The sequence below is a fragment of the Streptomyces sp. NPDC056452 genome (assembly GCF_042796085.1).
GTDB lineage: Bacteria > Actinomycetota > Actinomycetes > Streptomycetales > Streptomycetaceae > Streptomyces.
Window position 1 is genome coordinate 127,989 of the sequence record NZ_JBHTRI010000011.1, and the last position, 24,919, is coordinate 152,907.

A 24,919-nucleotide genomic window follows, 5' to 3' on the forward strand; every position below is an offset into this window, starting at 1 on the left:
GCGCCATGTCGAACAAGCGTGTAGCTTGCCGGGTCAGAGGGCCGGGGGGCCTGTTCGAGGGCTACACAGCGGTACATGGGGGTTGCTCGATGGGCGTGCGGCTCATGGTGATCGATGATCACCGTCTGCTCGCCGAGGCGCTGGCCTCGGCGCTGAAACTGCGCGGGCACCGGGTGCTCGCGGCAGCGGCGCCGACGTCCGGGGCCGCGGAACTGGTGGTCAGCAGGGCACCGGAGGTCTGTCTGTTCGGAACGGCGACACCTGCCGAACCGGGCACCTTCGACCCGATCGTGCGGATCGGACGGGAGCGCCCGCAGGTGGCTGTCGTGGTGCTCGGCCCGGTGCCGAGCCCGCGCGGGATCGCGGCGGCCTTCGCCGCCGGGGCGGCCGGCTACGTCCGCCACGACGAACGCATAGAAGGCGTCGAACGCGCGATGATCAAGGCCCGTGCGGGGGAGGCCGCGGTCGTACCGCAGCTCCTGCGGGGTGCGTTCGCCGAGTTGCTCCACCCGGCGGTCCAGCCGGACGACGAGGGGCAGCGGCTGCTGCAGATGCTCACCCCGCGCGAGGTCGAGGTGCTGGTACGGGTCGCCGAGGGCGAGGACACCAGGCTGATCGCGGCCGGGATGGGGATCGCGCCGAGCACCGCGCGTACGCATGTGCAGCGGGTCCTGATGAAGCTGGGCGTCGGCTCCCGGCTGGAGGCGGCGGCGCTCGCGGCCCGTACCGGACTGCTGGACCGGGCGGCGGTGGGAATGACGCAGGGGCCGGACGGCCTCGCGTGAACGCGTGACGGTCCGGCCCCCGCGAGGGTGTCGCGGTCAGCTCTCCGGTGTGCCGGGGGCCTCCTCCGGCACCTGGGCCGGACGCAGCTTCATCCAGGCCAGGAAGAAGATCCCGAGGGCCAGCATGGCCAGGCCGGTCCAGAGGTTGATGTGGACGCCCTCGGCCTTCTTCAGGTCGGCGTCGGACGGGTTGATACCGGCGATGGTGACGATCACTCCGTAGACCACGAAGAGACCGCCGATGATCCGCCGGATGTCGAAGAGCCGGGCCGCGGTCGCGGACTTGCGCTCCAGCTCGGAGACTTCCTTGTGCAGGTCGGACATGGTGAGTGCCTCCGATCAGAGCGAGTAGGGCAGGTAGCACAGGGCGGCGAGGACGATGGCGCCCCAGCCCAGGAGCGCGGGGCTGCGGTACCAGGCGCTGTCGCCCTCCTCCGGGACCTCGTCCGCGTCGGGGGACTCGGTTCCGTACACCAGACCGGCCAGTTCGGCCTCCGGCCTGGGCGCGGTGAAGAGCGTGACGGCGACCATGACGACCGCACCGGCGACGAATCCGACGATCGCGGAGACGAAGTTGGCGCCCTGGTCGGTCGGGATGTCGATGATGCCCTGCTTGTAGATGACGAAGTAGTTGACCATCGCGGCCGTCGTGCCCGCGACGAGGCCCCAGACACCGGACTTCATCGAGGCGCGCTTCCAGAACATTCCGATGATGAAGACCACGAACATCGGGACGTTGAAGAACGAGAACAGCGTCTGCAGGTACGTCATGATGTTGGAGAAGCTGGCGGCGATGAACGCCGTGCCGATGGAGGCCAGCACACCCACGGCGGTGATCACCCGGCCGAAGCGCAGGTAGTACGCGTCGGGCTTGTCCTTGACCACGTACCGCGCCCAGATGTCCGTCGTGAACACCGTGTTGAACGAGGACACGTTGGCGGCCATGCCGGCCATGAACGCGGCCAGCAGACCGGTCACCGCGATGCCGAGCACACCGTTGGGCAGGAGTTCCTGCATCAGCAGCGGGATGGCGTCGTTGTACGTGAGGTCCGAACCGGGCGTGCCGATCTCCGGGAAGACGGCGGCGGCGACCAGCCCAGGGATCATCACGGCGAAGACGATGAAGATCTTCGGGTACGCGGCGATGAGCGGGGTGCGCCGGGCAGCCGAGAGGTTCTTGGCCGACAGGGCGCGCTGCACCTCGGCGAAGTTGGTGGTCCAGTAGCCGAAGGAGAGCACGAAGCCGAGGCCGAGGATGATCGTCAGCCAGTTGGCGCCGAGCGGGTTGGCGTCACCGATGCCAGTGCCGCCCCAGGCGGAGAGGAAGTCCTCGCCGTGGCTCTTCTCCAGTGACCCGGTCAGTCCGTCCCAGCCGCCGACGCGCTTGAGGCCGAGCACGGTGAGCGGGATCAGCGCGGCGAGGATGACGAAGAACTGCAGCACCTCGTTGTAGATCGCCGAGGAGAGACCGCCGATGGTGATGTAGATGAGGACGAAGAGCCCCGCGACGACGATCGCGACCCACTGCGGCCAGCCGAGCAGTGCCTCCACGACGATCGACAGGGCGTAGAGGTTCACGCCCGCGATCAGGATTGCCGCGAAGGCGAAGAGTATGGAGCTCAGCAGGTGCGCCGACTTGTCGAAGCGCTGGAGCAGGTACTCGGGTACGGAGCGGACCTTCGACCGGTAGTAGAAGGGCATCATCACCAGGCCGAGGAAGACCATGGCCGGGATGGCGCCGATCCAGTACCAGTGGACGACCGCGACGCCGTACTGCGCGCCGGTCGCCGCCATGCCGAGGATCTCGGTGGCCCCGAGATTCGCCGCGACGAAGGCCAGACCGGTCACCCAGGCGGGCAGTGACCGTCCGGAGAGGAAGAAGTCGAGGCTCGTCCTCACACTGGCCCGGGCGGCGAAGCCGATGCCGAGCACCACGACGAAGTAGATCGCCAGGATTGTGTAATCGAGCCCGTTCGTGGGGAGCCGGAGCCCTTCGGCCAGATATTGCATGGGGGGTACTCGCTTCGTTGCCGAACTGAACCCGTCGGAACCTACGCCTTTGTGTTCAGAAACTGAACAGTTTGAGTGGCGTTCTTTGTTTGATCGTGATCGGACAGGGTGGAATGTCCTGATCTGACGGCGTCGACGCATAGCCCCCTCACACAACCTGGCGGCATTGACTCGTCTGTTGGCTTGTGATTTGTTATGTGCGATTCTGTTGGAGGGCGGTTACCTTGAGGAGCCTGGTGAAGAAGACGGTTACGACCCTCGCCGACGGCCGTGAGCTGATCTACTACGACTCCGCGGACGACACCGTCCGCGACGCCGTGGACCTGCGGCCGCTGGACGCCGTCTCGACATCCTCGGAGATCCGTCGCGACGCCCTGCTCGGCGACTCGGTGGCCATCGCCTCGCACCGGCAGGGGCGCACGTACCACCCGCCGGCCGACGAGTGCCCGCTCTGCCCCTCGCGGGACGGCCGGCTGAGCGAGATCCCCGACGACCACTACGACGTCGCCGTCTTCGAGAACCGCTTCCCCTCGCTCGCCGGTGACTCCGGCCGCTGCGAGGTCGTCTGCTTCACCTCCGACCACGACGTGTCCTTCGCCGGACTCACCGAGGAGCAGGCCGCCCTGGTCCTGGAGGCATGGACCGACCGCACCGCCGAGCTGGCCGAACACCCGCAGGTCACCCAGGTCTTCTGCTTCGAGAACCGCGGCGCCGAGATCGGCGTGACGCTCGGCCACCCGCACGGGCAGATCTACGGCTACCCCTTCGTCACCCCGCGCACCGAGCTGATGATGCGCTCGACGGAGACCCACCGCGCGGAGACCGGCCGCAACCTCTTCGACGACGTCGTCGCCCGCGAGCTGGCCGACGGCACCCGTGTCGTCCTGGAGGGTGAGCACTGGGTCGCCTTCGTGCCGTACGCGGCGCACTGGCCCTACGAGGTCCACCTGCACCCGCGCCGCCGCGTCCCCGACCTGCGGGAGCTCGACGACGCCGCCCGCACAGAGTTCCCACAGATCTATCTGGAACTCTTGAGGCGGTTCGACCGGATCTTCGGCCCCGGCGAGCCGCCGACCCCGTACATCTCCGCCTGGCACCAGGCACCGTTCGGGATCCCCGGTCGGGAGGAGTTCGGGCTGCACCTGGAGCTTTTCACCATCCGGCGCACGTCCGGCAAGCTGAAGTTCCTCGCGGGCTCCGAGTCCGGCATGAGTGTGTTCATCAACGATGTGCCGCCGGAGGCCGCGGCCCAGCGACTGCGAGAGGTAGCGAGCGAGTGAGCAACCCCGGTAAGAAGTACCTGGTGACGGGCGGCGCGGGATACGTCGGCAGCGTCGTCGCCGCGCATCTGCTGGAGGCAGGTCACACCGTGACCGTCCTCGACGACCTGTCGACCGGCTTCCGCGAGGGGGTGCCCGAGGGCGCCCTGTTCATCGAGGGCCGCATCCAGGACGCCGCCGAATGGCTGGACTCCTCCTACGACGGGGTGCTGCACTTCGCCGCGTACTCCCAGGTCGGCGAGTCCGTCGTCAACCCCGAGAAGTACTGGGTGAACAACGTCGGCGGAACCACCGCCCTGCTCGCCGCGATGCGCGACGCCGGGGTGCGGACCCTGGTCTTCTCCTCCACCGCGGCGACCTACGGCGAGCCCGTCTCCAGCCCCATCACGGAGTCCGACCCGACCGCGCCCACCAGCCCGTACGGCGCCTCCAAGCTCGCGGTCGACCACATGATCACCGGCGAGGCGGCCGCACACGGCCTGGCCGCCGTCTCCCTGCGCTACTTCAACGTCGCCGGGGCCTACGGCGGCATCGGCGAGCGCCACAGCCCCGAGTCGCACCTGATCCCGCTGGTCCTCCAGGTCGCGCTCGGCCGGCGCGAGTCGATCTCCGTGTACGGGGACGACTACCCGACCCCGGACGGCACCTGCGTACGCGACTACATCCACGTCGCCGACCTCGCCGACGCCCACCTGCTCGCGCTGGACGCGGCCACCGCGGGCGAGCACCTGATCTGCAACCTCGGCAACGGCAACGGCTTCTCCGTACGCGAAGTCATCGAGACCGTCCGGAAGGTCACCGGCCACCCCGTGCCCGAGACCCCGGCCCCCCGGCGCGGCGGCGACCCTGCCGTCCTGGTCGCCTCCGCCACCACCGCCAGGGAGCGGCTCGGCTGGCAGCCGTCCCGCGCCGACCTGGCCGGAATCGTCGCCGACGCCTGGACGTTCGCCCGCCGAGAGGAGCCCACCACCCCATGACCGAGTCCCTGGACGACAGCGCTCTGGCCGCCTCCTTCACCGAGCTGTACGGGAGAGCCCCGGAGGGAATCTGGGCCGCACCCGGACGAGTGAACCTGATCGGTGAGTACACCGACTTCAACGACGGCTTCGTCATGCCGCTCGCCCTTCCGCACACCGCACGCGCCGCCGTCGCCCGCCGCACCGACGGCGAACTGCGCCTGCACTCCACCGATGTACCCGGCGGCGTCGTGTCGCTGCGGGTCGACGGACTGACCCCGCACTCGGGCCACGGCTGGGCGGCCTACCCGGCCGGCGTCGTCTGGGCCCTGCGCGAGGCCGGCCACGCCGTCACCGGTGCGGACATCCAGCTCACCTCCACCGTGCCCGTCGGCGCCGGACTCTCCTCGTCAGCCGCCCTCGAAGTGGTCACCGCGCTCGCGCTGAACGACCTCTTCGAACTGGGCCTCGGCGCCTCGCAGCTCGCGGTGCTCGGCCAGCGCGCCGAGAACGCCTTCGTCGGCGTGCCGTGCGGGGTCATGGACCAGATGGCCTCGGCCTGCTGCACCGAGGGACACGCCCTCCACCTCGACACCCGCGACCTCACCCAGCGCCAGGTCCCCTTCGACCTGGCCGCGCACGGGCTGCAGCTCCTGGTCGTCGACACCCGCGTCAAGCACGCCCTGGGCGACGGGGCGTACGCGGAGCGGCGGGCCGGCTGCGAGGCGGGGGCGCGTGCCCTCGGCATCGGCACGCTGCGCGACCTCCCGTACGAGGGCCTCGGCACCGCGCTGGCGACGCTGGAGGCGGCGGGCGAGGACGAGTCGGTCGTGCGCTACGTCCGCCACGTGGTGAGCGACAACCACCGGGTGGAGCAGGTCATCGCGCTGCTCGACGCGGGGGAGGTGCGCGCGGCGGGCCCGGTGCTCAACGAGGGGCACATCTCGCTCCGCGACGATCTGCGGGTCTCGTGCCCGGAGCTGGACCTGGTGGTCTCGACGGCGAACGCGGCCGGGGCGCTCGGGGCCAGGATGACCGGGGGCGGTTTCGGCGGTTCGGCGATCGTGCTGGTGGAGGAGGCCGCGGCGGACACGGTCACCAAGTCCGTCCTGGAGGCCTTCACTTCGGCCGGCTACGCCACCCCAGGCGTCTTCCCCGCCGTTCCCTCGGCGGGCGCCCGGCGGGTAGGTCCAACCGCTTGACCAGGATGAACTCGGTCACTCCCGGCGGGTAGTTCTCGACCTCGCCGACCACCTCGTACCCCTGCTTCCGGTAGAAGGCGGGGGCCTGGAAGTCCCAGGTCTCCAGCCGGGAGCGGGTACAGGCCCGGCCCTCGTGGGCGAGGCGTTCCGCCTCGGTGAGCAGCCGCGCCCCGAGGCCCCGGCCCCGGTGGCCGGCGTCCACCCAGAGCAGATCCACATGGAGCCAGTAGGCCCAGGTCCGCCCGGTCAGCCCGCCGGCGAGGGCTCCTTGTCCGTCCAGGAGCCATACCTCCAACGGGAGTTCGTGCTCGGCGGAGGTGCCGGCCAGGGCCCGCAGGTGGGGTGATCCGTCCCAGTTGTCGTCGTGCAGCCGCCGGCCCAGCAGAATACGACGTTCCTTGTCTACTTCTGTCTCAAGACGGAACATGAAGCACACCCTAAACACCTTGGACAGTCAGTTCTGTGAATTGCCTTCCGCCGTCGACGGCCCGCCGTACGCTGATGCACAGCACCGGTGGGGGCCGGTGCTGATTCAGGGGACGAGACAGTCGGATACGACGCCCGGGGCGGGCGGCGGTCGGACACGGCGGCGGCCGTGGGACGGCTGCTGACCTCAGTGTTCCGGGTGTCGTATCCGCCGTGGTCCGTCCCCGTCGGGGAGGCCGTACCGGGGCGCCCCAAGGAGCTGACGCAGCATGGGGGTGTCCGTGGCTCGTATCCGAGTTCTTGTGGTCGACGACCACCGCATCTTTGCCGAGTCCCTCGCGGCGGCTCTCGCCGCCGAACCGGACGTCGACGTGTCGGCCGCGGGCAGTGGCCCCGCCGCGCTGCGATGCCTGGAGCGCGCGGCCGCCGAAGGCCGCCGCTACGACGTGATGCTGATCGACGCCGAGCTGGGCATCCTGGCCACGGGCGGGGCCCGGGCCGTGCCCGTACCGGACAGCGGGCCGAACGGGACCGCTCTGGTGGACGGCATCTCGCTGGTGGCCGGGGTGCGTTCGGGCCAGCCGTCCGTCCGTACGGTGGTGCTCGCCGAGAAGGACGACCCGCGCAGGGCGGCGCTCGCGCTCCAGGCCGGCGCGTCGGGCTGGGTCGCCAAGGACTGCTCGTTGCAGCGGTTGCTGACGGTCATACGGGGTGTGCTGCGGGACGAGACGCATCTGCCCGCCGCGCTGCTCACAGGCGTCCTGCGGGAGTTGACCACGGCGCGCAAGCACCGCACCGAGAGCGAGCAGCTCGTGGAGTCGCTGACGCCGCGCGAGCGCGAGGTGCTGCGGTGCATGGTGGCGGGTCTGGGCCGTAAGGCGGTCGCGGAGCGGCTCTTCCTCTCCCCGCACACGGTGCGTACGCACATGCAGAACGTGCTGGGGAAGCTGGGCGTGCACTCGACGCTGGCTGCCGTGGCCCTGGCCAGGCGGGCCGGGGTGGGTCCGGCCGCGCTATCCGGGGACGTTGTCGAACGGGGCGGTCAACTGGCGTAGCAGGTTCGCCAGTTCACCCCGCTGCCCGCGGGACAGTTCGGCCAGGATGGCCCGCTCCTGGTCGAGCAGGCCGGCCAGTGACTGGTCGGCCTTGTCGCGGCCCTCCGCGGTCAGCCGCACAAGGACGCCGCGCCGGTCGCTGGGATCGGGCAGCCGCTCGACGAGGTTCTTCTTGGTCAGCCGGTCGATACGGTTGGTCATCGTGCCGGAGGTGACCAGGGTCTGGGTGAGGAGCTGGCCGGGGGAGAGTTGGTAGGGGGCGCCCGCGCGGCGCAGCGACGTCAGGACGTCGAACTCCCAGGGCTCCAGGTGGTGCTCCGCGAAGGCGATCCTGCGTGCCCGGTCGAGGTGACGGGCCAGGCGGGAGACGCGGCTCAGCACCTCGAGTGGTTCCACGTCGAGGTCGGGGCGCTCTCGGCGCCATGCAGCGACCAGTCGGTCGACCTCGTCCTCCATGTCGATCAGTGTAGATGGTCCCTCGACATGAAGTCTCTTGAATTCAAGTGTCTTGACATCAAGATAATTCGGGGGTGATCCTGACCCCCATGAACGCACCCACCTGGGACCCGCAGCAGTACCTGCGCCACGCGGACCACCGCACCCGCCCCTTCCACGACCTCCTGGCCCGCATCGGGCCCCTGCCCCACGACGACGCCCCCCGGGTCGCCGACCTGGGCTGCGGCGCCGGCAACGTCACCGCCCTGCTGGCCCGGCGCTGGCCGCAGGCCCGTGTCACCGGCTACGACAGCTCCCCCGAGATGCTGGAGCGCGCCCAGGCCCACGCGGGACCCCGGCTGGACTTCGCCGAGGCCGACGCCGCGACCTGGACACCCGACGAGACGTACGACCTGATCGTCTCCAACGCCCTCCTCCAGTGGGTCCCGGGCCACGCCGGCCGCTTCCCCCACTGGCTGGACGCCCTCACCCCCGGCGGCACCCTCGCCTTCCAGGTCCCCGGCAACTTCGACGCACCCAGCCACGTCCTCATGCGCGAACTCGCCGGCTCCCCGCGCTGGCGCACCCGCCTCGACGGGCTGCTCCGCCACGGCGACGCGGTGCTCGAACCGGCCGACTACCTGGAACGCCTGACCGCAACCGGTCGCACGGCGGACGTCTGGGAGACCACGTACCTGCACCTCCTGGAAGGCGAGGACCCGGTCCTCGACTGGGTGAAAGGCACCGGCCTGCGCCCCGTCCTGACCGCCCTGGCCGACGAACCCGAGGCCCGGGACGCCTTCGTCGCCGAATACCGCGACCTGCTGCGCACCGCCTACCCGGCAGGCCCGCACGGCACGGTCTTCCCGTTCCGCCGGATCTTCGCCGTCGCCCGTACCGCCGGTTGAGCGCCCCGGCCGGCCGTCACGGTGCGGCCAGGGCCTCCGCCGAGATGTCGATGTCGCCGGAGAACGGCACACCCGTCTTCAGCCGGTCGTGATGGATTCCGGTCAGCGCGTACGCCTTCGTCACCGGGTGCTGGTCGGAACTGTGCGCGGTGGTCGGCTCGGCGGTCGTGGTTCCTCCCGTGGACGGGATCCTGTGCCCTGCCGGCCACGCTACGGCCGGGAATCCGCAGGCGTCATCACAACGGGTGACCACTCGACGGCGGGCCGATCAGCTCTTGCGGTGGCCGATCAGCCGCGGCTTCGACTCCAGGTTCTCCAGCCCGTGCCAGGCCAGATTCACCAGGTGGGCCGCGACCTCCGCCTTCTTCGGCTTGCGGACGTCCAGCCACCACTGGCCGGTCAGCGCCACCATGCCCACCAGCGCCTGCGCGTACAGCGGGGCCAGCTTCGGGTCGAAGCCCCGGGCCTTGAACTCCAGGCCCAGGATGTCCTCGACCTGCGTGGCGATATCACTGATCAGCGACGCGAACGTGCCCGTGGACTGCGCGACCGGGGAGTCGCGGACGAGGATCCGGAAACCGTCCGTATACGTCTCGATGTAGTCGAGCAGCGCGAACGCCGCCTGCTCCAGCAGCTCACGCGGGTGACCCGCCGTGAGAGCGCCGGTGACCAGATCCAGCAGCTGGCGCATCTCGCGGTCCACCACGACGGCGTACAGGCCCTCCTTGCCGCCGAAGTGCTCGTAGACCACCGGCTTGGAGACCCCGGCGCGGGCCGCGATCTCCTCGACGGAGGTGCCCTCGAAGCCCTTGTCGGCGAAAAGGGTGCGCCCGATGTCCAGAAGCTGTTCGCGGCGCTCCTTGCCGGTCATCCGGACCCGCCGGGTCCGGCGGGTGGGGGCAGGCCTGCTCTTCTCGCCGCTGGTGCTTCCGTCGGTCGCCACGTCGTCAATCATGCCGGGTCGGCGGCCGCGGTCTTGCGCCGGGCGTCGATACGTGAAGCATCGGGCCACCGCACGTCGTACGCCCAGCCCAGCTTCTCGAACCAGCGGATCAGCCGTGCGCTCGAATCGATCTGGCCCCTCATCACCCCGTGCCGTGCGCTCGTCGGGTCCGCGTGGTGCAGGTTGTGCCACGACTCACCGCACGACAGCACCGCCAGCCACCACACGTTCCCGGACCTGTCACGGGACTTGAAGGGCCGCTTGCCCACCGCGTGACAGATCGAGTTGATCGACCAGGTCACATGGTGCAGCAGCGCGACACGGACCAGCGAACCCCAGAAGAACCCGGTGAACGCACCCCACCACGACATCGTGACCAGACCGCCGACCAGCGGCGGGATCGCCAGCGAGATGATCGTGAAGGTGAGGAAGTGACGCGAGACGGCGCGAATCGCAGGGTCCCTGACCAGGTCGGGGGCGTACTTCTGCTGCGGCGTCTGCTCCTCGTTGAACATCCAGCCGATATGGGCCCACCACAGGCCCTTCATGAGAGCCGGAAGGGTCTCACCGAACCGCCACGGCGAGTGCGGGTCGCCCTCGGCGTCGGAGAAGCGGTGGTGCTTGCGGTGGTCCGCCACCCAGCGCACCACCGGACCCTCCACCGCCATCGAACCCGCGACGGCCAGGGCGATACGGAGCGGACGCTTCGCCTTGAACGATCCATGGGTGAAATAGCGGTGGAAGCCGATCGTGACGCCGTGGCAGCCGAGGTAGTACATCCCGATCAGCAGACCGAGGTCGAGCCAGCTGACCCCGCGGCCCCAGGCCAGCGGCACGGCAGCGATCAGAGCCGCGAACGGCACCACGATGAACAGCAGCAGGGCGATCTGCTCGACCGAACGCTTCTTGTCACCGCCGAGCGTCGCGGGCGGGAGCGCGGAACCTCCGGACGCCGGCGGCAGGCCGTCGTTGATCACATCGGGGCTGGTGGGCATGGGGAGTCCCCTGTGAGGTGAGTAAATATGGCGGAATGAGCGGGCTACGCATCCGTAACCTACGGCAACGTAAGTATGGCAGTGAAGAGGCCCGCAACACGAGAGCGGCACCGCCCCGTCCCTCGGAGCTGCCCGGCGGACAACCCCGGAGGGACGGGATCCACACCCTTCGCATACCCCGGATCCGGATCGCCTCCCAGGGCAACGAGCACGCCGATCCCCCGGACACCTATCCTGGGTGGGTCGGACAGCGCGGTCCGCACTCTGCTTTCCCGGGGGTGACGTGAACACCGCGACAGCCCCGGACCCCCTGTGACAGAAGTGCTCAACCACTGCAAGGAGCCGCACACTGTGAGCAGTGCCGACCAGACCCCTGCCGCCAGCCCCGAACTGCGGGCCGACATCCGCCGCCTCGGTGACCTGCTGGGCGAGACCCTCGTACGACAGGAGGGCCAGGACCTCCTCGACCTCGTCGAACGCGTCCGCGCCCTGACCCGCACCGACGGCGAAGCGGCGGCCCAGCTCCTCGGCGACACGGACCTGGAGACCGCCGCGCAGCTCGTGCGCGCCTTCTCCACGTACTTCCACCTCGCCAACGTCACCGAGCAGGTCCACCGCGCCCACGAGATGCGCGACCGCCGGGCCGCCGAGGGCGGGCTCCTCGCCCGCACCGCCGACCGGCTCAAGGACGCGGACCCCGAACACCTGCGCGAGACCGTCAAGAACCTCAACGTACGGCCGGTCTTCACCGCGCACCCCACGGAAGCCGCACGCCGCTCCGTACTGAACAAGCTCCGCCGCATCGCCGCACTCCTGGAGACCCCGGTCATCGAGGCCGACCGACGCCGCCAGGACATCCGGCTCGCCGAGAACATCGACCTCATCTGGCAGACCGACGAACTGCGCGTCGTCCGCCCGGAACCCGCCGACGAGGCCCGCAACGCCATCTACTACCTCGACGAGCTCCACGCCAACGCCGTGGGCGACGTCCTGGAGGACCTGGCCGCCGAGCTGGAGCGCGTCGGCGTCGAACTGCCCGCCGGCACCCGCCCCCTCACCTTCGGCACCTGGATCGGCGGCGACCGCGACGGCAACCCCAACGTGACGCCCGCCGTCACCTGGGAGGTGCTGATCCTCCAGCACGAGCACGGCATCACCGACGCCCTCGAACTCGTCGACCAGCTGCGCGGACTCCTCTCCAACTCCATCCGCTACACCGGAGCCACCGACGAGCTCCTCACCTCCCTCCAGACCGACCTGGAGCGCCTGCCCGAGATCAGCCCCCGCTACAAGCGGCTCAACGCCGAGGAGCCCTACCGGCTCAAGGCCACCTGCATCCGGCAGAAGCTCGTCAACACCCGCGAGCGCCTCGCCTCCGGCACCCCGCACCGCCCCGGCTGCGACTACCTCGGTACCGCCGAGCTCATCGCCGACCTGGCCCTCATCCAGACCTCACTGCGCCAGCACAAGGGCGGCATCGTCGCCGACGGCCGGATGGACCGCACCATCCGCACGCTCTCCGCCTTCGGCCTGCAGCTCGCCACCATGGACGTACGCGAACACGCCGACGCCCACCACCACGTGCTCGGCCAGCTCTTCGACCGGCTCGGCGAGGAGTCCTGGCGCTACGCCGACATGCCCCGCGACTACCGGCAGAAGCTCCTCGCCAAGGAACTCCGCTCCCGCCGCCCGCTCGCCCCGACCCCGGCCCCGCTCGACGCCGCCGGCGAGAAGACCCTCGGCGTCTTCCACACCATCAAGGAAGCCTTCGAGCGCTTCGGCCCCGAAGTCATCGAGTCCTACGTCATCTCGATGTGCCAGGGCGCCGACGACGTCTTCGCCGCCGCCGTCCTCGCCCGCGAGGCCGGACTCCTCGACCTGCACGGCGGCTGGGCCAAGATCGGCATCGTCCCGCTCCTGGAGACCACCGACGAGCTGCGCGCCGCCGACGTCATCCTCGACGAGATGCTCGCCGACCCCTCCTACCGCCTCCTCGTCTCCCTCCGCGGCGACGTGCAGGAGGTCATGCTCGGCTACTCCGACTCCTCCAAGTTCGGCGGCATCACCACCTCCCAGTGGGAGATCCACCGCGCCCAGCGCCGCCTCCGCGACGTCGCCCACCGCTACGGCGTGCGCCTGCGCCTCTTCCACGGCCGCGGCGGCACCGTCGGCCGCGGCGGCGGCCCCTCGCACGACGCGATCCTCGCGCAGCCCTGGGGCACCCTCGAGGGCGAGATCAAGGTCACCGAACAGGGCGAGGTCATCTCCGACAAGTACCTCATCCCGGCACTCGCCCGGGAGAACCTGGAACTCACCGTCGCGGCCACCCTCCAGGCCTCCGCGCTGCACACCGCGCCCCGCCAGTCCGACGAGGCACTGGCCCGCTGGGACGCGGCCATGGACACCGTCTCCGACGCCGCCCACGCGGCCTACCGCAAGCTGGTCGAGGACCCCGACCTGCCGACGTACTTCCTCGCCTCCACCCCGGTGGACCAGCTCGCCGACCTGCACCTCGGCTCGCGGCCCTCCCGCCGCCCCGGCTCGGGCGTCTCGCTCGACGGCCTGCGCGCCATCCCGTGGGTCTTCGGCTGGACCCAGTCACGGCAGATCGTGCCCGGCTGGTTCGGCGTCGGCTCCGGCCTCAAGGCCCTGCGCGAAGCCGGCCTCGGCACCGTCCTCGAAGAAATGCACGAGCAGTGGCACTTCTTCCAGAACTTCATCTCCAACGTCGAGATGACCCTGGCCAAGACCGACCTGCGCATCGCCCGGCACTACGTCGACACCCTCGTCCCCGACGAGCTCAAGCACGTCTTCGACGACATCGAGGCCGAGCACGACCTCACCGTGCGGGAAGTCCTCAAGGTCACCGGCGGCAAGGAACTCCTCGGCACCAGCCCGGCGCTCCAGCAGACCTTCGCCATCCGCGACGCCTACCTGGACCCGATCTCCTACCTCCAGGTCTCCCTGCTCGCCCGCCAGCGACAGGCGGCCGAACGCGGCGAGGAAGCCGACCCGCTGCTCGCCCGGGCCCTCCTGCTCACCGTCAACGGTGTCGCCGCGGGCCTGCGCAACACCGGCTGAGTCCCCGGTGAGCGGGTGCGGCCCTGCCTAGAGGGCGATGAACGTCGCCACCAGCAGGGCCGCACCCGCGATCCCGGTGCCCCACGCGGTCCGGGTCAGCCGCATCCCGCCGCCGATCACCAGGGCGGCCAGCACCAGCGCACCGCCCAGCGGCACCCACGCATGCAGGAAGCCCGGCGTTCCGGTGCGTACGACGTCACCGGTCCCGGGCTTCACCACGACGGGGAAACGGTCCCCCTTCTTCACCGCGACGGACCTCTCGATCGTCACGCCAGGACGCTTCCCGGACTCCGCGTCCGGTGCGAACGACCCCGTACACACGTCCTCGCCACAGCCCGTGACCGACATCGTGCCGTGTTCACGGCCCTTGGCCAGGACGATGTGGTGCGCGGTGTTCCACGACGTCCACGCGCCCGCGACGAGCACCAGCAGGACAAGGCAGCCCGCGGCGAACATGCGGCCGTGGGCCAGCAGCCGGTGGGAGGAACTCCGCTTCATGGGGGCCGATCTTTGGGCAGAGCGATGCCCTCGGTCAACCTGTGGCCGAAAATGCCCCTGGAACCAGGGGGAATGTCAGGAGTTGTACGTGGACTGCGCCCGCTCGAGCCCGTCCGCCAGCAACGACTCCACCGAGTCCGCCGCCCGGTCCACGAGATAGCCCAGCTCCTTGCGCTCCGTGGACGAGAAATCCTTCAGCACGAAGTCGGCCACCTGCATCCGCCCCGGCGGCCGCCCGATCCCGAACCGCACCCGGTGGTACTCCGCACCCATCGACTTCGTCATCGACTTCAGCCCGTTGTGCCCGTTGTCACCGCCACCCAGCTTCAGCCGCAGCATCCCGAAATCGATGTCCAGCTCGTCATGGACCGCCACCACGTGATCCGTGGGCACCTTGTAGAAGTCGCGCAGCGCCGTCACAGGACCGCCCGAGAGGTTCATGTACGACATCGGCTTCGCCAGGACCACACGACGGCTCGCAGGACCGGGCGGGCCGATCCGGCCCTCCAGGACCTGCGCCTGGGCCTTCTGCGCACGCTTGAACTTCCCGCCGACGCGCTCGGCCAGCAGGTCGGCGACCATGAACCCGACATTGTGCCGGTTCGCCGCGTACTCGGGGCCGGGGTTGCCGAGGCCCACGATCAGCCAGGGGTCGGTGGCGTCGGACATCGCGCTGGGTCTCCTCGTGTACGGACGAGTGGGATACAGGGAAACGGGGCGGCGGATCCCCCGGAAGGGAACCGCCACCCCGTCAGTCAAGCAGGTGCGGTGAGGCTCAGGCCTCGGTGGTCGCCTCGGTGGCGGCGGTCTCCGCAGCCGGCTCCTCGGCCTGCGCGGCGACGATCTGGAGCACGACGGCGTCCTCGTCACCGGCCAGCACGGAACCCTTGGGCAGCGGGATGTCCTTGGCGAGGATCGAGTCACCGGCGTCGAGGCCCGCGATGGAGACCGTGACCGACTCGGGGATGTGCGTGGCCTCGGCCTCGACGAGCAGGGTGTTCTGCACGTACTCGAGAAGGTTGCCGCCCGGGGCCAGCTCGCCCTCGACGTGCACCGCGATCTCGACCTCGACCTTCTCGCCGCGCTTCACGGTGAGGAGGTCGACGTGCTCGATGTTGCCCTTGATGGCGTTGCGCTGGACAGCCTTCGGGATGACCAGGGCGTCCTTGCCCTCGATCTCGAGACCGATCAGGACGTTCGCGGTACGGAGCGCGAGCTGCAGCTCGTGGCCCGGCAGCGTGATGTGGACGGGGTCCGCACCGTGGCCGTAGACGACCGCGGGGACCAGGTTGGCACGACGGGTACGGCGGGCAGCGCCCTTGCCGAACTCGGTACGGGCCTCGGCGGCGAGCTTGATCTCGGCCATGATGCACTCCTCGTAAGGTGACGAAAAAGTCGGATGGTCACCCGGCCCACGACAGGCCTGCTACGAAGAGCGCGTCGATAACGGACCGGCGGCTCCCATGAGAACTCATGAGAACGGCCTCCCTCGCCGAGCAACTCCGTGAGTCTACCCGGCGGGGAGGCCGCATCCCAAAGTGGATCACCCGCAGGTGGTCCGAAGACGTCAGTCGCCCTGCTCCTCGAAGAGGCTCGTGACCGAACCGTCCTCGAACACCTCGCGCACCGCACGCGCGATGGTCGGAGCGATCGAGAGAACCGTGATCTTGTCGATCTCCAGCTCACCCGGGGTGGGCAGGGAGTCCGTGAAGACGAACTCGCTGACCTTCGAGTTCTTCAGACGGTCAGCGGCAGGTCCCGAGAGGACACCGTGCGTCGCCGTCACTATGACGTCCTCCGCACCGTGCGCGAACAGGGCGTCCGCGGCCGCACAGATGGTGCCACCCGTGTCGATCATGTCGTCGACCAGGACACAGACCCGGCCCTCGACGTTGCCCACGACCTCGTGGACGCTGACCTGGTTCGGGACGTCCTTGTCACGGCGCTTGTGCACGATCGCCAGCGGAGCGTCCAGACGGTCGCACCAGCGGTCGGCGACACGCACACGGCCGGCGTCCGGGGAGACGATCGTCAGCTTCGAGCGGTCGACCTTGGCACCCACGTAGTCCGCGAGGATCGGCAGCGCGAACAGGTGGTCGACCGGACCGTCGAAGAAGCCCTGGATCTGGTCCGTGTGCAGATCGACGGTGAGAATGCGGTCCGCACCCGCCGTCTTCATCAGGTCCGCGACCAGGCGGGCCGAGATCGGCTCACGGCCACGGTGCTTCTTGTCCTGGCGGGCGTAGCCGTAGAACGGCACGATCACCGTGATCGAACGGGCCGACGCGCGCTTCAGCGCGTCCAGCATGATCAGCTGCTCCATGATCCACTTGTTGATCGGAGCCGTGTGGCTCTGGATCAGGAAGCAGTCGGCGCCGCGGGCGGACTCCTGGAAACGTACGTAGATCTCACCGTTGGCGAAATCGAAGGCCTTCGTCGGCACGAGGCCGACACCCAACTGGTGCGCAACCTCCTCGGCCAGCTCGGGGTGGGCGCGGCCGGAGAAGAACATCAGTTTCTTCTCGCCGGTCGTCTTGATCCCGGTCACAGCACAGTCTCCTCAGACGTGTTTCTGGCGCTGCACGCATGTGTCCCGATGTGCAACGAGCCAGCCGAAATGGGTGAGCATCTATCACGGTACGCCGAGTCAGGCGTACCTGTTTCCGGTCAGCTTTCGCTGTCGGCCTCCTGGGCGGCGGCCTGGGCGGCCTGCGCCGCGGCACTGCCGGGACGCTTCCGGGCCACCCAGCCCTCGATATTCCGCTGCTGGCCCCGTGCGACGGCCAGCGAACCGGCCGGCACGTCCTTGGTGATGACCGAACCGGCCGCGGTGTAGACGCCGTCCCCGACCGTGACAGGCGCCACAAACATATTGTCGGACCCGGTCCGGCAGTGCGACCCGATCGTCGTGTGGTGCTTGGCCACACCGTCGTAGTTCACGAAGACGCTCGCCGCACCGATGTTGGTGTAGTCGCCGATCGTCGCGTCACCGACGTAGCTCAGGTGCGGCACCTTGGTGCCCTCGCCGATCGTGGTGTTCTTCATCTCCACGTACGCACCGGCCTTGGACCTCGTACCCATCCTGGTACCCGGCCGCAGATACGCGAACGGGCCGACCGTCGCCCCGGGGCCCACCTCGGCCCCGATCGCGACCGAGTTGTCCACGCGGGCGCCCGCGTGCACGACGGTGTCCGTCAGCCGGGAGTTCGGGCCGACCTCGGCGTCCTCCGCGAGGTGGGTCGTACCCAGCAGCTGGGTTCCCGGGTGGACGATCGCGTCACGCTCGTACGTGACCGTCGCGTCGATCAGGGTCGAGGCCGGCTCCACGACCGTCACGCCCGCCAGCATGGCGCGCTCCAGGAGCCGCTCGTTGAGCAGCCGCCGGGCCTCGGCCAGCTGGAGGCGGTTGTTGATGCCGAGGATCTCCCGGTGGTCACCCGTGACCGAGGCGCCCACCCGGTGGCCGGCCGCGCGGAGGATCGACAGGACGTCGGTGAGGTACTCCTCGCCCTGGCTGTTGTCCGTGCGGACCTTGCCGAGCGCGTCGCTGAGCAGCCGCCCGTCGAACGCGAAGACGCCGGAGTTGATCTCCCGGATCGCCCGCTGGTCCTCGGTGGCGTCCTTGTGCTCGACGATCTCGATGACCGCGCCGGTGGCCGCGTCGCGGACGATCCGGCCGTAGCCGGTGGAGTCCGGGACCTCGGCGGTCAGCACGGTGACGGCGTTGGAGTCGGCGGCATGCGTCCCGGCGAGCGCGGAGAGCGTCTCGCCGGACAGCAGCGGGGTGTCGCCGCAGACGACGATCACGGTGCCGTCGACGGTGCCGCCGAGCTCCTCGAGCGCCATCCGCACGGCGTGCCCCGTGCCGTTCTGCTCGGCCTGGTAGGCGGTGCGCACGGGGGTGTCCCCGGCGGTGAGATGTGCGGTGACCTGCTCACTCGCGTGGCCGACGACCACGACGAGGTGCTGGGGGTCGAGCTCACGGGAGGCGGCGACGACATGTCCGACGAGCGAGCGCCCGGAGATCTCGTGCAGGACCTTGGGTGTCTTCGACTTCATGCGGGTGCCCTCACCCGCTGCGAGGACGACGACGGCTGCCGGGCTGTTGGCGCTCACGGATGTGCCCTTCGGCTTCGGGTGGTGGACACCCGCAGGATACCGGGGGTGTTTCCGCGCGAAACGAGCGCGGGCCCCGACCGTTGAGGTCGGGGCCCGCGCTCGTGGGCTCCCGGGGAAGGAATCGAACCCTCATTCAATGGACCAAAACCATTTGTCCTGCCATTAGACGACCCGGGATAGAACACGCCTTATGTCCGAATTTACTTCTCGGGCAAAAGCGCAGCCCCTACTATGCCGTACCACCAGCCCTCGATGCGACGGTACAGCTCGGCGCTCTGGAGTACGTGGATCACGAGACAACCCCGGTAGTTTTCGCCGACGTTCTTCCGGTTGGTTCTGGGCTGATGTTTCTTCACCGAGGTCTTTCCGAACCGCGCTGCGTCGGCGCCCACGTGCTCGGCCCAGAAGCGTTCCGCTACGGGGATGTCGGCGGTCTCGTGGATGTGGACGTGGAACCTGAGCTGCTCCGGGGTGAAACCGAGCAGACGCAGCCAGGCGAGGTAGACGCTGATCATGTCCGGGTCGCTGTTGATGAAGGAGACGCGTTCCTGGCGCCGGTGGGGCTTGGACTTGGTGCCTTCGGCCCAGTAAGAGCCCGACCCCCACGAGGAACAGCTCCCGCTCGCTGAGGGTCGCCGTTTCCTGGCGGGCCGCTTCCCTCGTCCGGCGGCGCTCCACCTCGCGTCGCCGAAGTGTGGCTTCCCAGCCCCGACGGGCAATGGCCGAAGCGTCCTCGCGGGTCCGCGGAGGCGGCTTGGGCAGGTCCCGTACCCACAGCGAGATCGAACCCTTCGAGCACCCCAGCTCCACCTGGATCGCGTCGTACGTCATGCCCTGCAGCCGCAGCTCCCGGGCCTTCGCCCGCAGGTCGTCCTTGGCGTTGGGGCGCTTCGTCCACTCGGGGGCCGGCTCGCCCTCCAGGAGGCGGTTCAGGATGTCGTTGTTGTCGACGAGCAGGCGGTCGCGGATCTGGCGGCGGCTCAGCCCCTCGCGCCGGAGCGCCACCGCCTGCTCCCGGAGCTCTTCGAAATTCTCGTACTTGCCACCGGCATGTGTCATACGAAAACGATCGTCCGGAATGCGGACGTTCGGCCCGGAACGATCAGCGGTTTACCGGATCGTGGGATCTGCGCACCATTCGCCGCCCGGCCGGTGACTTCGTGTGCTGACGGAGTCGCCCGAAAATGGGATGCGTCCGCCCGTAGTCTGGATGCCATGACCGCAACGGGGGCAGACCTGGGAGCGGCGGGCTCGACCACCCGCAGCTACTGGTGGTGGGAACGGCGGCGCAGTGTCGCCCTGGACGTGGGACTGGCGCTGGTTTCGGCGCTGGAGTGTGCGCTGGAGGGGGTGGCGTTCGCCGGGGACACCGGGATGCCGGTGCCGATCGGGGTGCTGTTCGGGCTGCTGGCCGGGTCCGTGCTGGTGGTGCGTCGGCGCTGGCCGATCGCCGTGGTGCTGGTGTCGATCGCGACGACGCCCGCCGAGATGGGCTTCTTGATGGGGCTGGTCGGCCTGTACACGCTGGCCGCCTCCGACGTACCGCGCAGGATCACCGTCGTCCTCACGGGGATGACTCTCGTCGGCACGTTCATCGTCACCTATGTACGGCTGCGGCAGAGCGTCAGCGACCACGCCGACTTCGGGCCGGGCGTCTGGTACGTGCCGTTGCTGTCGCTCTTCATGTCGCTGGGGATGACGGCGCCTGCTGTGCTGTTCGGCCTCTACATCGGGGCCAGGCGGCGGCTCATGGAGAGTCTGCGGGAGCGGGCCGACTCGCTGGAGCGGGAGCTGTCGCTCCTGGCGGACCGGGCGGAGGAGCGGGCCGAGTGGGCGCGTACCGAGGAGCGGACCAGGATCGCCCGTGAGATGCACGACGTGGTCGCGCACCGGGTCAGTCTGATGGTGGTGCACGCGGCGGCGCTCCAGGCGGTCGCTCCGAAGGATCCGGCGAAGGCCGTGCGCAACGCGGCGCTGGTGGGCGACATGGGGCGGCAGGCGCTGACGGAGCTCCGGGAGATGCTCGGGGTCCTGCGCACCGGGGACGCGCTGATCGCCCCTCCGGTGGGGCGGGTGCCGCTCGCGTCGGTGGGGCGGGCTGCGGCCGCGGCCGCCGCTGCGGCCGTGGAGGACGGGCCGCGGCTGCGGGAGGTGGAGGTGCTCATCGCGCAGTCCCGTGAGGCCGGTATGACGGTGGAGCTGTCGGTGGACGGTGAGCTGCGCCCGTACGCCCCCGAGGTCGAGCAGACGGCGTACCGGGTGGTGCAGGAGGCTCTGACGAACGTGCACAAGCACGCGGCGGGTGCGAAGACGTGGGTGCGGCTGGCGCATCGTGGTGCGGAGGTCGCGATGCAGGTGGAGAACGGTCCGACGGACGGTGCGACGGCGGATGCGGGTCTGCCGAGCGGTGGCAACGGTCTGATCGGGATGCGGGAGCGGGTGCTGGGCCTGGGCGGTGTCTTCGTCTCGGGTCCGACGGACGCGGGCGGCTTCCGGGTCTCCGCGGTTCTGCCGGACACGTCCGGACCGTCCGCGGCGTGAGGGCGGTGCCGGGGCGGGCCGGGCTGTTCAGCCCGAGGTGAGCCGCTCCGGCTGTACTCCGCTGACGAGTGTCGCGAGGGCTCCGTCGATGTCGGGGCCGAGGTACCAGTCCCCGGTGTGGTCGATGGAGTAGACGCGTCCCTCGTTGTCGATCGCGAGTACCGCCTGTCCGTCGCCCTCCTCGCCGAGCGGGGCGACCTCCGTGCCCAGTGCGCGTCCCAGGTCGCTGAGTGTCCGTGCCAGGTGCAGTCCGCTCAGGGGGTCGATGCGTACGGCGGCGGGTGCGATCTGCCGGCCGGGTGCGGAGGCGGTGATGCGCAGTCCGCCGAATTCGGCCCATGCCTCGACCGCGGCCGGGAAGACGGCGTGCTGGTGTCCGGCGGGCGAGGCGTGGGAGCGCAGGGCGTCGGCCCATTCCTCGGCCTGCCGGATGTCCCAGCGTCCGGGCTGCCACCCGGCCTCGCGCAGTGCGGCGTCGACGGCGACGGGGAAGCGGGTGGTGGCGCTGCGGTCCTGTTGGGCGGGGACTTCGGTTCGGTCGTGCATCTTCTTGCGGTCAGCCCTTCTCGGCGGTGGTCGCTGCACCGGAGGCGGTGAGGTCGACGGGGCGTACGCCGAAGTGGGCGAGCATCTCCGTACAGGAGCGGCAGGGCGGTGCGTAGCTGCCGTGCAGCGGGTCGCCGTCCTCGCGGATGCGGCGGGCGGTGAGGCGGGCGTGTTTGAGTACGCGGCGGGCTTCGCCGTTGGTCAGGGGTTTGCGCTGGGCGCGCTTGGAGCGGCCGGTGTCGGCGGCGGTGAGTTGCCGGGAGAGCAGTATCGCTTCGGGGCAGCGTCCGGTGAAGCGCTCGCGCTGGCCGCTGGTGAGGGTGTCGAGGAAGTCCTGCACGAGTGGGTGGAGCACGGGCGGCTGGTCCCCTTTGCCGGCCGTGCAGGTGAGTGTCTCTCCGCGTACGGACAGGGCTGCGGCCACGGCCGGCAGGATGCCGTCGCGGCGGTGCTGGAGATGGGGTGCGGTGCTGGCTCCGGTGGCGCTCCAGCTGAGTCTCGGATCTCCTGATGTGACTGTCTGTGCAGTGTGCATGTGCTGGTGTCCCTCCCGTGCCCGCAGCGGCAGCTGCAGCCGTGCACGCCCCCGCGTTGCGGGGGACAGCCTGCCAAATGTGCGGGGCGCTGGGGAAGCTGGGGCGGTGAAACGTGTCTGCGTGTCGCGGCTCGGTGGCCCGACCGTCGCACGTCCGTCACCCGACGGTGACGTTCGGTGAGTGAATCGGAGGGGCGGGTCCCCTTGTTGCGCCACCGCATAGGCTGTGCTGAACACCAGACGCAGCAGGGGGCAACCGCCATGACGACAGGTCGGCTCGGGCAGCAAGCCGCGCCACCGAACGCGGCCTATGCCGGGCAGGTCGTGCACTTCCCGGATCCGGTCCGGGCGTCCCGCCACCCCAGAGGTGTGCGCGTGGACGAGAACGGCCGTCCGGAGCTTTCGCCGTACGCGCGTGCCGCCGCGGAGATCGCTGATCCCCCGCCGGGGTTCGGTATCGACGAGTTGCGGCTCACGGACTACGTGTCGGCGAACGCGGCCATGGCGGCGAGCGGTCATGAGCTGTGGGACACGATCCCGGCCGTGGCGACCCCGCACGGCTGGACGTGGCATCACGTGGCGGGTGGCCGGCGGATGGAGCTCGTTCCGGTCGAGGTGAAGGCGCTGCTGCGTCATCACGGCGGTCTGGCGACGACCCAGGTGGACCAGAACCGGCGGGGTACGCGGCCGTTGCAGGAGACCCGGCCGGCTCACTTCCGGTTGCCGAAGGGCGCGGTCGCGGTGAGCGAGCAGCAGGTCCTGGGTGTCGAGGAGGATCTCGGGTACCGGCTTCCGGGTGCGTACCGCTCGTTCCTGAAGGCGGCGGGCGGTGCGGCTCCGGTGGGTGCGGCGCTCGACGCGGAGCTCGGGCTGCTGGTCGACCAGCCGTTCTTCACGGTGCGTGAAGAGGCGGCCGTGAACGACCTGGTGTACGTCAACAAGTGCCTGCGGGACCACTTCACGAAGGACTATCTGGGCGTCGGTTTCGTCCAGGGCGGCATCGTCGCTGTGAAGGTGCGGGGCAGCGATGTGGGATCGGTGTGGTTCTGCGCGTACGACGATGCCAGGGACCAGGACGGCTGGAGCGTGCAGGAGCGCGTGGACCGGCTGTTGCTTCCCTGCGGTGCGGACTTCGACGCCTTCCTCCAGCGTCTGGCGGGTAATCCGCCGGAGCTGGAGACCGTGGCGAATCTGATGGTGGACGGTGGCTTCGCGCAGGCCGTCCCGGTGGAGGGGTGAGCGCGGTGGTGACCTTCGCGCAGGCACAGGAGCGGGCGGACGAGTGGGTCAACGGTGACGTGCCCGCGTATCAGCACCGTGAGGTGCGGGTCCGTGAGTTCGAGCTGGGTTTCGTGGTGTGGGCCGAGGACCGTGCGGAGGGCCCTGTTTCGGACGGGGGCCGTCAGCGGCTGGTGATCGCCCGTGACAGCGGTGAGGCCACGCTGTGGCCGGGGTTGCCCGTGGGTGAGGTCATCCGGCGGTACGAGGAGGAGTACGGGGTGTCCGACGCGGCGCCTGTTTCTCCGGAGCCGCCGGCGCGTATCGATCTGAATCAGACGTCGTTCCTGTTGAGCCCGCCGGAGTGGCTCCAGGAGGCGGCGGACAAGCTGGGGATTCCGGACCGGCGTGCGGAGGCTGCCCCGGGGGCGCCGTCGGCACCGGATCCGGTTCCCGCTCCGCTTCCTGTCCCGACGCCGGCTCCTGCGGCTCCGTCCGGTCCGGCCGATTCAGGTGGGGCCGGGTGGCCTGCTGCGGGCGGGCAGCGCGACTACGAGCCGACCTCGTCCGACGGGGTGCCCGCGGGCGCTACGCCGTGGGCGGGTACGGACACGAACGCGGACTCGGACGACGGTGCGGTGCCGTTGCCCGCGACGGTGTTCTCGCCGCCGCTCTCCGGGTCGGACGATGACGGGACGCCGCCGCCGGTCGTGTCGGCGGAGGCGCCCACGGCGTTGATGTCGGGGGGCAGTCAGCTGCCCAGGACCTCGATCGTTCCCGGACTGAACCCGCAGCCCGGTGCTCCGGGCGGGCCTTCGGCCGGGGCCGCCGCCACTCCTGCGGCTCCGAACCGGACCCCGGCTCCGGGGAGCAGCGCGGGTGACATCGCGGATGCGGCGACCAGTAAGGCCGTGGTGTCGCGCGGTGCGCGTGGGACCGGTTCGACGACTCCGCCGCCGCCCGGTGCACCTGGTGTTCCGGGTGCGCGGCCCGGTGCGACTCCGCCGCCGTCGGGGCCGGGTGCGCCCGGTGCGCCGACCGGTGGCTACGTACCGACGCAGCTCGTGTCGCAGCTCGGCCCGCCCGGTGCTCCGGGTGCTCCGCAGCAGCCTGCTCCTCCTGGTCCTCCTGGTCCTCCCGGTCCTCCTGGTGCGACGCCGCCTCCGGGTGGCGGGGTGCATCATGCCGCGACGATGTTCGCCGATTCGAGCATCGGCGGCCCGAACGCCCCGCGGCCCCCCGGCCCGCCCGGTGCTCCGGGTGCCCCGCAGCAGCCTGCTCCTCCCGGGCCTCCTGGTCCTCCCGGTCCTCCTGGTGCGACGCCGCCTCCGGGTGGCGGGGTGCATCATGCCGCGACGATGTTCGCCGATTCGAGCATCGGCGGCC

Annotated in this window: 21 protein-coding genes, 1 tRNA gene and 4 pseudogenes; 10 read left to right on the plus strand and 16 right to left on the minus strand. The window is 70.0% G+C overall.

Going from position 1 to position 24,919, the window contains the following annotated elements:
• Positions 1-89 precede the first annotated feature (89 nt).
• Positions 90-785 (plus strand): LuxR C-terminal-related transcriptional regulator, encoded by a 696-nt coding sequence (locus tag ACFQ6X_RS13665; protein ID WP_329210186.1) that lies wholly within the window; start codon positions 90-92, stop codon positions 783-785.
• A 36-nt stretch (positions 786-821) separates the two neighbouring features.
• On the opposite strand, the gene ACFQ6X_RS13670 is transcribed toward ACFQ6X_RS13665, so the two are convergent.
• Both ACFQ6X_RS13670 and ACFQ6X_RS13675 read right to left on the minus strand, forming a co-directional pair.
• Positions 822-1,109 carry a hypothetical protein gene (locus ACFQ6X_RS13670; RefSeq protein WP_383180663.1) on the minus strand — a complete coding sequence of 96 codons (288 nt, stop codon included), beginning with the start codon at positions 1,107-1,109 and terminating at the stop codon, positions 822-824.
• 15 nt (positions 1,110-1,124) lie between these two features.
• Positions 1,125-2,795, minus strand: coding sequence for a sodium:solute symporter family protein (locus ACFQ6X_RS13675; protein ID WP_383180666.1), 1,671 nt, complete (start codon positions 2,793-2,795; stop codon positions 1,125-1,127).
• 236 nt (positions 2,796-3,031) lie between these two features.
• Between ACFQ6X_RS13675 and galT the strand changes: the two genes are divergently transcribed.
• The 3 genes from galT to galK are packed head-to-tail and all read left to right on the plus strand — an operon-like array spanning position 3,032 to position 6,233.
• On the plus strand, positions 3,032-4,075 hold the full coding sequence (gene galT, locus ACFQ6X_RS13680) for a galactose-1-phosphate uridylyltransferase (protein ID WP_351168856.1): 1,044 nt from the start codon (positions 3,032-3,034) through the stop codon (positions 4,073-4,075).
• Entirely contained in the window at positions 4,072-5,052 is a 981-nt protein-coding gene (gene galE / locus ACFQ6X_RS13685; RefSeq protein WP_383180669.1) for a UDP-glucose 4-epimerase GalE, read from the plus strand. Before galT ends, galE begins: the two co-directional genes overlap by 4 nt.
• Complete coding sequence (galK, locus tag ACFQ6X_RS13690) at positions 5,049-6,233, plus strand: galactokinase (RefSeq protein ID WP_383180672.1); 1,185 nt, start codon at positions 5,049-5,051, stop codon at positions 6,231-6,233. The genes galE and galK overlap by 4 nt, the downstream gene beginning before the upstream one ends.
• Here the strand turns inward: galK and ACFQ6X_RS13695 are convergent.
• Positions 6,223-6,660 (minus strand): annotated as a pseudogene (locus ACFQ6X_RS13695) (GNAT family N-acetyltransferase); the annotation flags it as partial. The gene galK and the pseudogene ACFQ6X_RS13695 sit on opposite strands and share 11 nt — an antisense overlap.
• A gap of 280 nt (positions 6,661-6,940) precedes the next feature.
• Between ACFQ6X_RS13695 and ACFQ6X_RS13700 the strand changes: the two are divergent.
• Entirely contained in the window at positions 6,941-7,714 is a 774-nt protein-coding gene (locus ACFQ6X_RS13700) for a response regulator transcription factor (RefSeq protein ID WP_329215285.1), read from the plus strand.
• On the opposite strand, the gene ACFQ6X_RS13705 is transcribed toward ACFQ6X_RS13700, so the two are convergent.
• Complete coding sequence (locus ACFQ6X_RS13705) at positions 7,673-8,170, minus strand: MarR family transcriptional regulator (protein ID WP_329210198.1); 498 nt, start codon at positions 8,168-8,170, stop codon at positions 7,673-7,675. The two genes, ACFQ6X_RS13700 and ACFQ6X_RS13705, sit on opposite strands and share 42 nt — an antisense overlap.
• 89 nt (positions 8,171-8,259) lie before the next feature.
• Here ACFQ6X_RS13705 and ACFQ6X_RS13710 point away from each other — a divergent pair, with 89 nt between their 5' ends.
• A complete protein-coding gene (locus tag ACFQ6X_RS13710; RefSeq protein WP_383180675.1) occupies positions 8,260-9,057 on the plus strand; it encodes a trans-aconitate 2-methyltransferase in 798 nt (265 codons plus the stop codon).
• A 16-nt stretch (positions 9,058-9,073) separates the two neighbouring features.
• Here ACFQ6X_RS13710 and ACFQ6X_RS13715 read toward each other — a convergent pair.
• The 3 genes and pseudogenes from ACFQ6X_RS13715 to ACFQ6X_RS13725 all read right to left on the minus strand — a co-directional run.
• Positions 9,074-9,184 (minus strand): annotated as a pseudogene (locus tag ACFQ6X_RS13715) (Uma2 family endonuclease); the annotation flags it as partial.
• Between the two features lie 141 nt (positions 9,185-9,325).
• The gene (locus tag ACFQ6X_RS13720; protein ID WP_329210201.1) at positions 9,326-10,012 is read right to left on the minus strand and encodes a TetR/AcrR family transcriptional regulator; all 687 of its coding nucleotides are present in this window, start codon (positions 10,010-10,012) and stop codon (positions 9,326-9,328) included.
• On the minus strand, positions 10,009-10,995 hold the full coding sequence (locus tag ACFQ6X_RS13725) for an acyl-CoA desaturase (RefSeq protein WP_383180679.1): 987 nt from the start codon (positions 10,993-10,995) through the stop codon (positions 10,009-10,011). The genes ACFQ6X_RS13720 and ACFQ6X_RS13725 overlap by 4 nt, the downstream gene beginning before the upstream one ends.
• A 351-nt stretch (positions 10,996-11,346) precedes the next feature.
• Here ACFQ6X_RS13725 and ppc point away from each other — a divergent pair, with 351 nt between their 5' ends.
• The gene (ppc, locus tag ACFQ6X_RS13730) at positions 11,347-14,076 is read left to right on the plus strand and encodes a phosphoenolpyruvate carboxylase (RefSeq protein ID WP_383180682.1); all 2,730 of its coding nucleotides are present in this window, start codon (positions 11,347-11,349) and stop codon (positions 14,074-14,076) included.
• A 27-nt stretch (positions 14,077-14,103) separates the two neighbouring features.
• Here ppc and ACFQ6X_RS13735 read toward each other — a convergent pair whose 3' ends face one another.
• The 7 genes and pseudogenes from ACFQ6X_RS13735 to ACFQ6X_RS13765 all read right to left on the minus strand — a co-directional run bounded on the left by ACFQ6X_RS13735 (position 14,104) and on the right by ACFQ6X_RS13765 (position 19,752).
• Positions 14,104-14,574, minus strand: a complete 471-nt coding sequence (locus ACFQ6X_RS13735; protein ID WP_329210205.1) for a hypothetical protein — start codon at positions 14,572-14,574, stop codon at positions 14,104-14,106.
• 75 nt (positions 14,575-14,649) lie between these two features.
• Positions 14,650-15,243: an aminoacyl-tRNA hydrolase gene (gene pth / locus ACFQ6X_RS13740; RefSeq protein ID WP_383180685.1), complete on the minus strand. Its 594-nt coding sequence runs from the start codon at positions 15,241-15,243 to the stop codon at positions 14,650-14,652.
• A 106-nt stretch (positions 15,244-15,349) separates the two neighbouring features.
• A complete protein-coding gene (locus ACFQ6X_RS13745) occupies positions 15,350-15,940 on the minus strand; it encodes a 50S ribosomal protein L25/general stress protein Ctc (RefSeq protein ID WP_383180688.1) in 591 nt (196 codons plus the stop codon).
• A 201-nt stretch (positions 15,941-16,141) separates the two neighbouring features.
• Entirely contained in the window at positions 16,142-17,122 is a 981-nt protein-coding gene (locus ACFQ6X_RS13750) for a ribose-phosphate diphosphokinase (RefSeq protein ID WP_329210211.1), read from the minus strand.
• Between the two features lie 119 nt (positions 17,123-17,241).
• Positions 17,242-18,690 (minus strand): bifunctional UDP-N-acetylglucosamine diphosphorylase/glucosamine-1-phosphate N-acetyltransferase GlmU, encoded by a 1,449-nt coding sequence (gene glmU, locus ACFQ6X_RS13755; RefSeq protein WP_383180692.1) that lies wholly within the window; start codon positions 18,688-18,690, stop codon positions 17,242-17,244.
• 109 nt (positions 18,691-18,799) lie between these two features.
• Positions 18,800-18,870 (minus strand) — tRNA-Gln (locus ACFQ6X_RS13760).
• Positions 18,871-18,893: 23 nt separating this feature from the next.
• Positions 18,894-19,752: pseudogene (locus ACFQ6X_RS13765) on the minus strand (hypothetical protein).
• A gap of 156 nt (positions 19,753-19,908) precedes the next feature.
• On the opposite strand from ACFQ6X_RS13765, the gene ACFQ6X_RS13770 reads away from it, so the two are divergent.
• On the plus strand, positions 19,909-21,234 hold the full coding sequence (locus ACFQ6X_RS13770) for a sensor histidine kinase (protein WP_383180695.1): 1,326 nt from the start codon (positions 19,909-19,911) through the stop codon (positions 21,232-21,234).
• A gap of 27 nt (positions 21,235-21,261) precedes the next feature.
• Here ACFQ6X_RS13770 and ACFQ6X_RS13775 read toward each other — a convergent pair whose 3' ends face one another.
• Positions 21,262-21,780 carry an SUKH-3 domain-containing protein gene (locus ACFQ6X_RS13775; protein WP_383180698.1) on the minus strand — a complete coding sequence of 173 codons (519 nt, stop codon included), beginning with the start codon at positions 21,778-21,780 and terminating at the stop codon, positions 21,262-21,264.
• A gap of 10 nt (positions 21,781-21,790) precedes the next feature.
• Positions 21,791-22,315: a YwqJ-related putative deaminase gene (locus ACFQ6X_RS13780; RefSeq protein ID WP_383180701.1), complete on the minus strand. Its 525-nt coding sequence runs from the start codon at positions 22,313-22,315 to the stop codon at positions 21,791-21,793.
• Between the two features lie 261 nt (positions 22,316-22,576).
• On the opposite strand from ACFQ6X_RS13780, the gene ACFQ6X_RS13785 reads away from it, so the two are divergent.
• Positions 22,577-23,554, plus strand: coding sequence for an SMI1/KNR4 family protein (locus ACFQ6X_RS13785; RefSeq protein WP_383180704.1), 978 nt, complete (start codon positions 22,577-22,579; stop codon positions 23,552-23,554).
• A 5-nt stretch (positions 23,555-23,559) separates the two neighbouring features.
• Positions 23,560-24,919: pseudogene (locus ACFQ6X_RS13790) on the plus strand (hypothetical protein); the annotation flags it as partial.

Coding starts and splice junctions, on each gene's coding strand:
- pth (WP_383180685.1), bottom strand. CDS start 15,243: ATGTCCGACGCCACCGACCCCTGGCTGATCGTGGGCCTCGGCAACCCC.
- ACFQ6X_RS13735 (WP_329210205.1), bottom strand. CDS start 14,574: ATGAAGCGGAGTTCCTCCCACCGGCTGCTGGCCCACGGCCGCATGTTC.
- ACFQ6X_RS13665 (WP_329210186.1), top strand. CDS start 90: ATGGGCGTGCGGCTCATGGTGATCGATGATCACCGTCTGCTCGCCGAG.
- ACFQ6X_RS13775 (WP_383180698.1), bottom strand. CDS start 21,780: ATGCACGACCGAACCGAAGTCCCCGCCCAACAGGACCGCAGCGCCACC.
- ACFQ6X_RS13670 (WP_383180663.1), bottom strand. CDS start 1,109: ATGTCCGACCTGCACAAGGAAGTCTCCGAGCTGGAGCGCAAGTCCGCG.
- ACFQ6X_RS13705 (WP_329210198.1), bottom strand. CDS start 8,170: ATGGAGGACGAGGTCGACCGACTGGTCGCTGCATGGCGCCGAGAGCGC.
- ACFQ6X_RS13675 (WP_383180666.1), bottom strand. CDS start 2,795: ATGCAATATCTGGCCGAAGGGCTCCGGCTCCCCACGAACGGGCTCGAT.
- ACFQ6X_RS13785 (WP_383180704.1), top strand. CDS start 22,577: ATGACGACAGGTCGGCTCGGGCAGCAAGCCGCGCCACCGAACGCGGCC.
- ACFQ6X_RS13770 (WP_383180695.1), top strand. CDS start 19,909: ATGACCGCAACGGGGGCAGACCTGGGAGCGGCGGGCTCGACCACCCGC.
- ACFQ6X_RS13720 (WP_329210201.1), bottom strand. CDS start 10,012: ATGATTGACGACGTGGCGACCGACGGAAGCACCAGCGGCGAGAAGAGC.
- galK (WP_383180672.1), top strand. CDS start 5,049: ATGACCGAGTCCCTGGACGACAGCGCTCTGGCCGCCTCCTTCACCGAG.
- ACFQ6X_RS13780 (WP_383180701.1), bottom strand. CDS start 22,315: ATGCACACTGCACAGACAGTCACATCAGGAGATCCGAGACTCAGCTGG.
- ACFQ6X_RS13725 (WP_383180679.1), bottom strand. CDS start 10,995: ATGCCCACCAGCCCCGATGTGATCAACGACGGCCTGCCGCCGGCGTCC.
- ACFQ6X_RS13745 (WP_383180688.1), bottom strand. CDS start 15,940: ATGGCCGAGATCAAGCTCGCCGCCGAGGCCCGTACCGAGTTCGGCAAG.
- ACFQ6X_RS13710 (WP_383180675.1), top strand. CDS start 8,260: ATGAACGCACCCACCTGGGACCCGCAGCAGTACCTGCGCCACGCGGAC.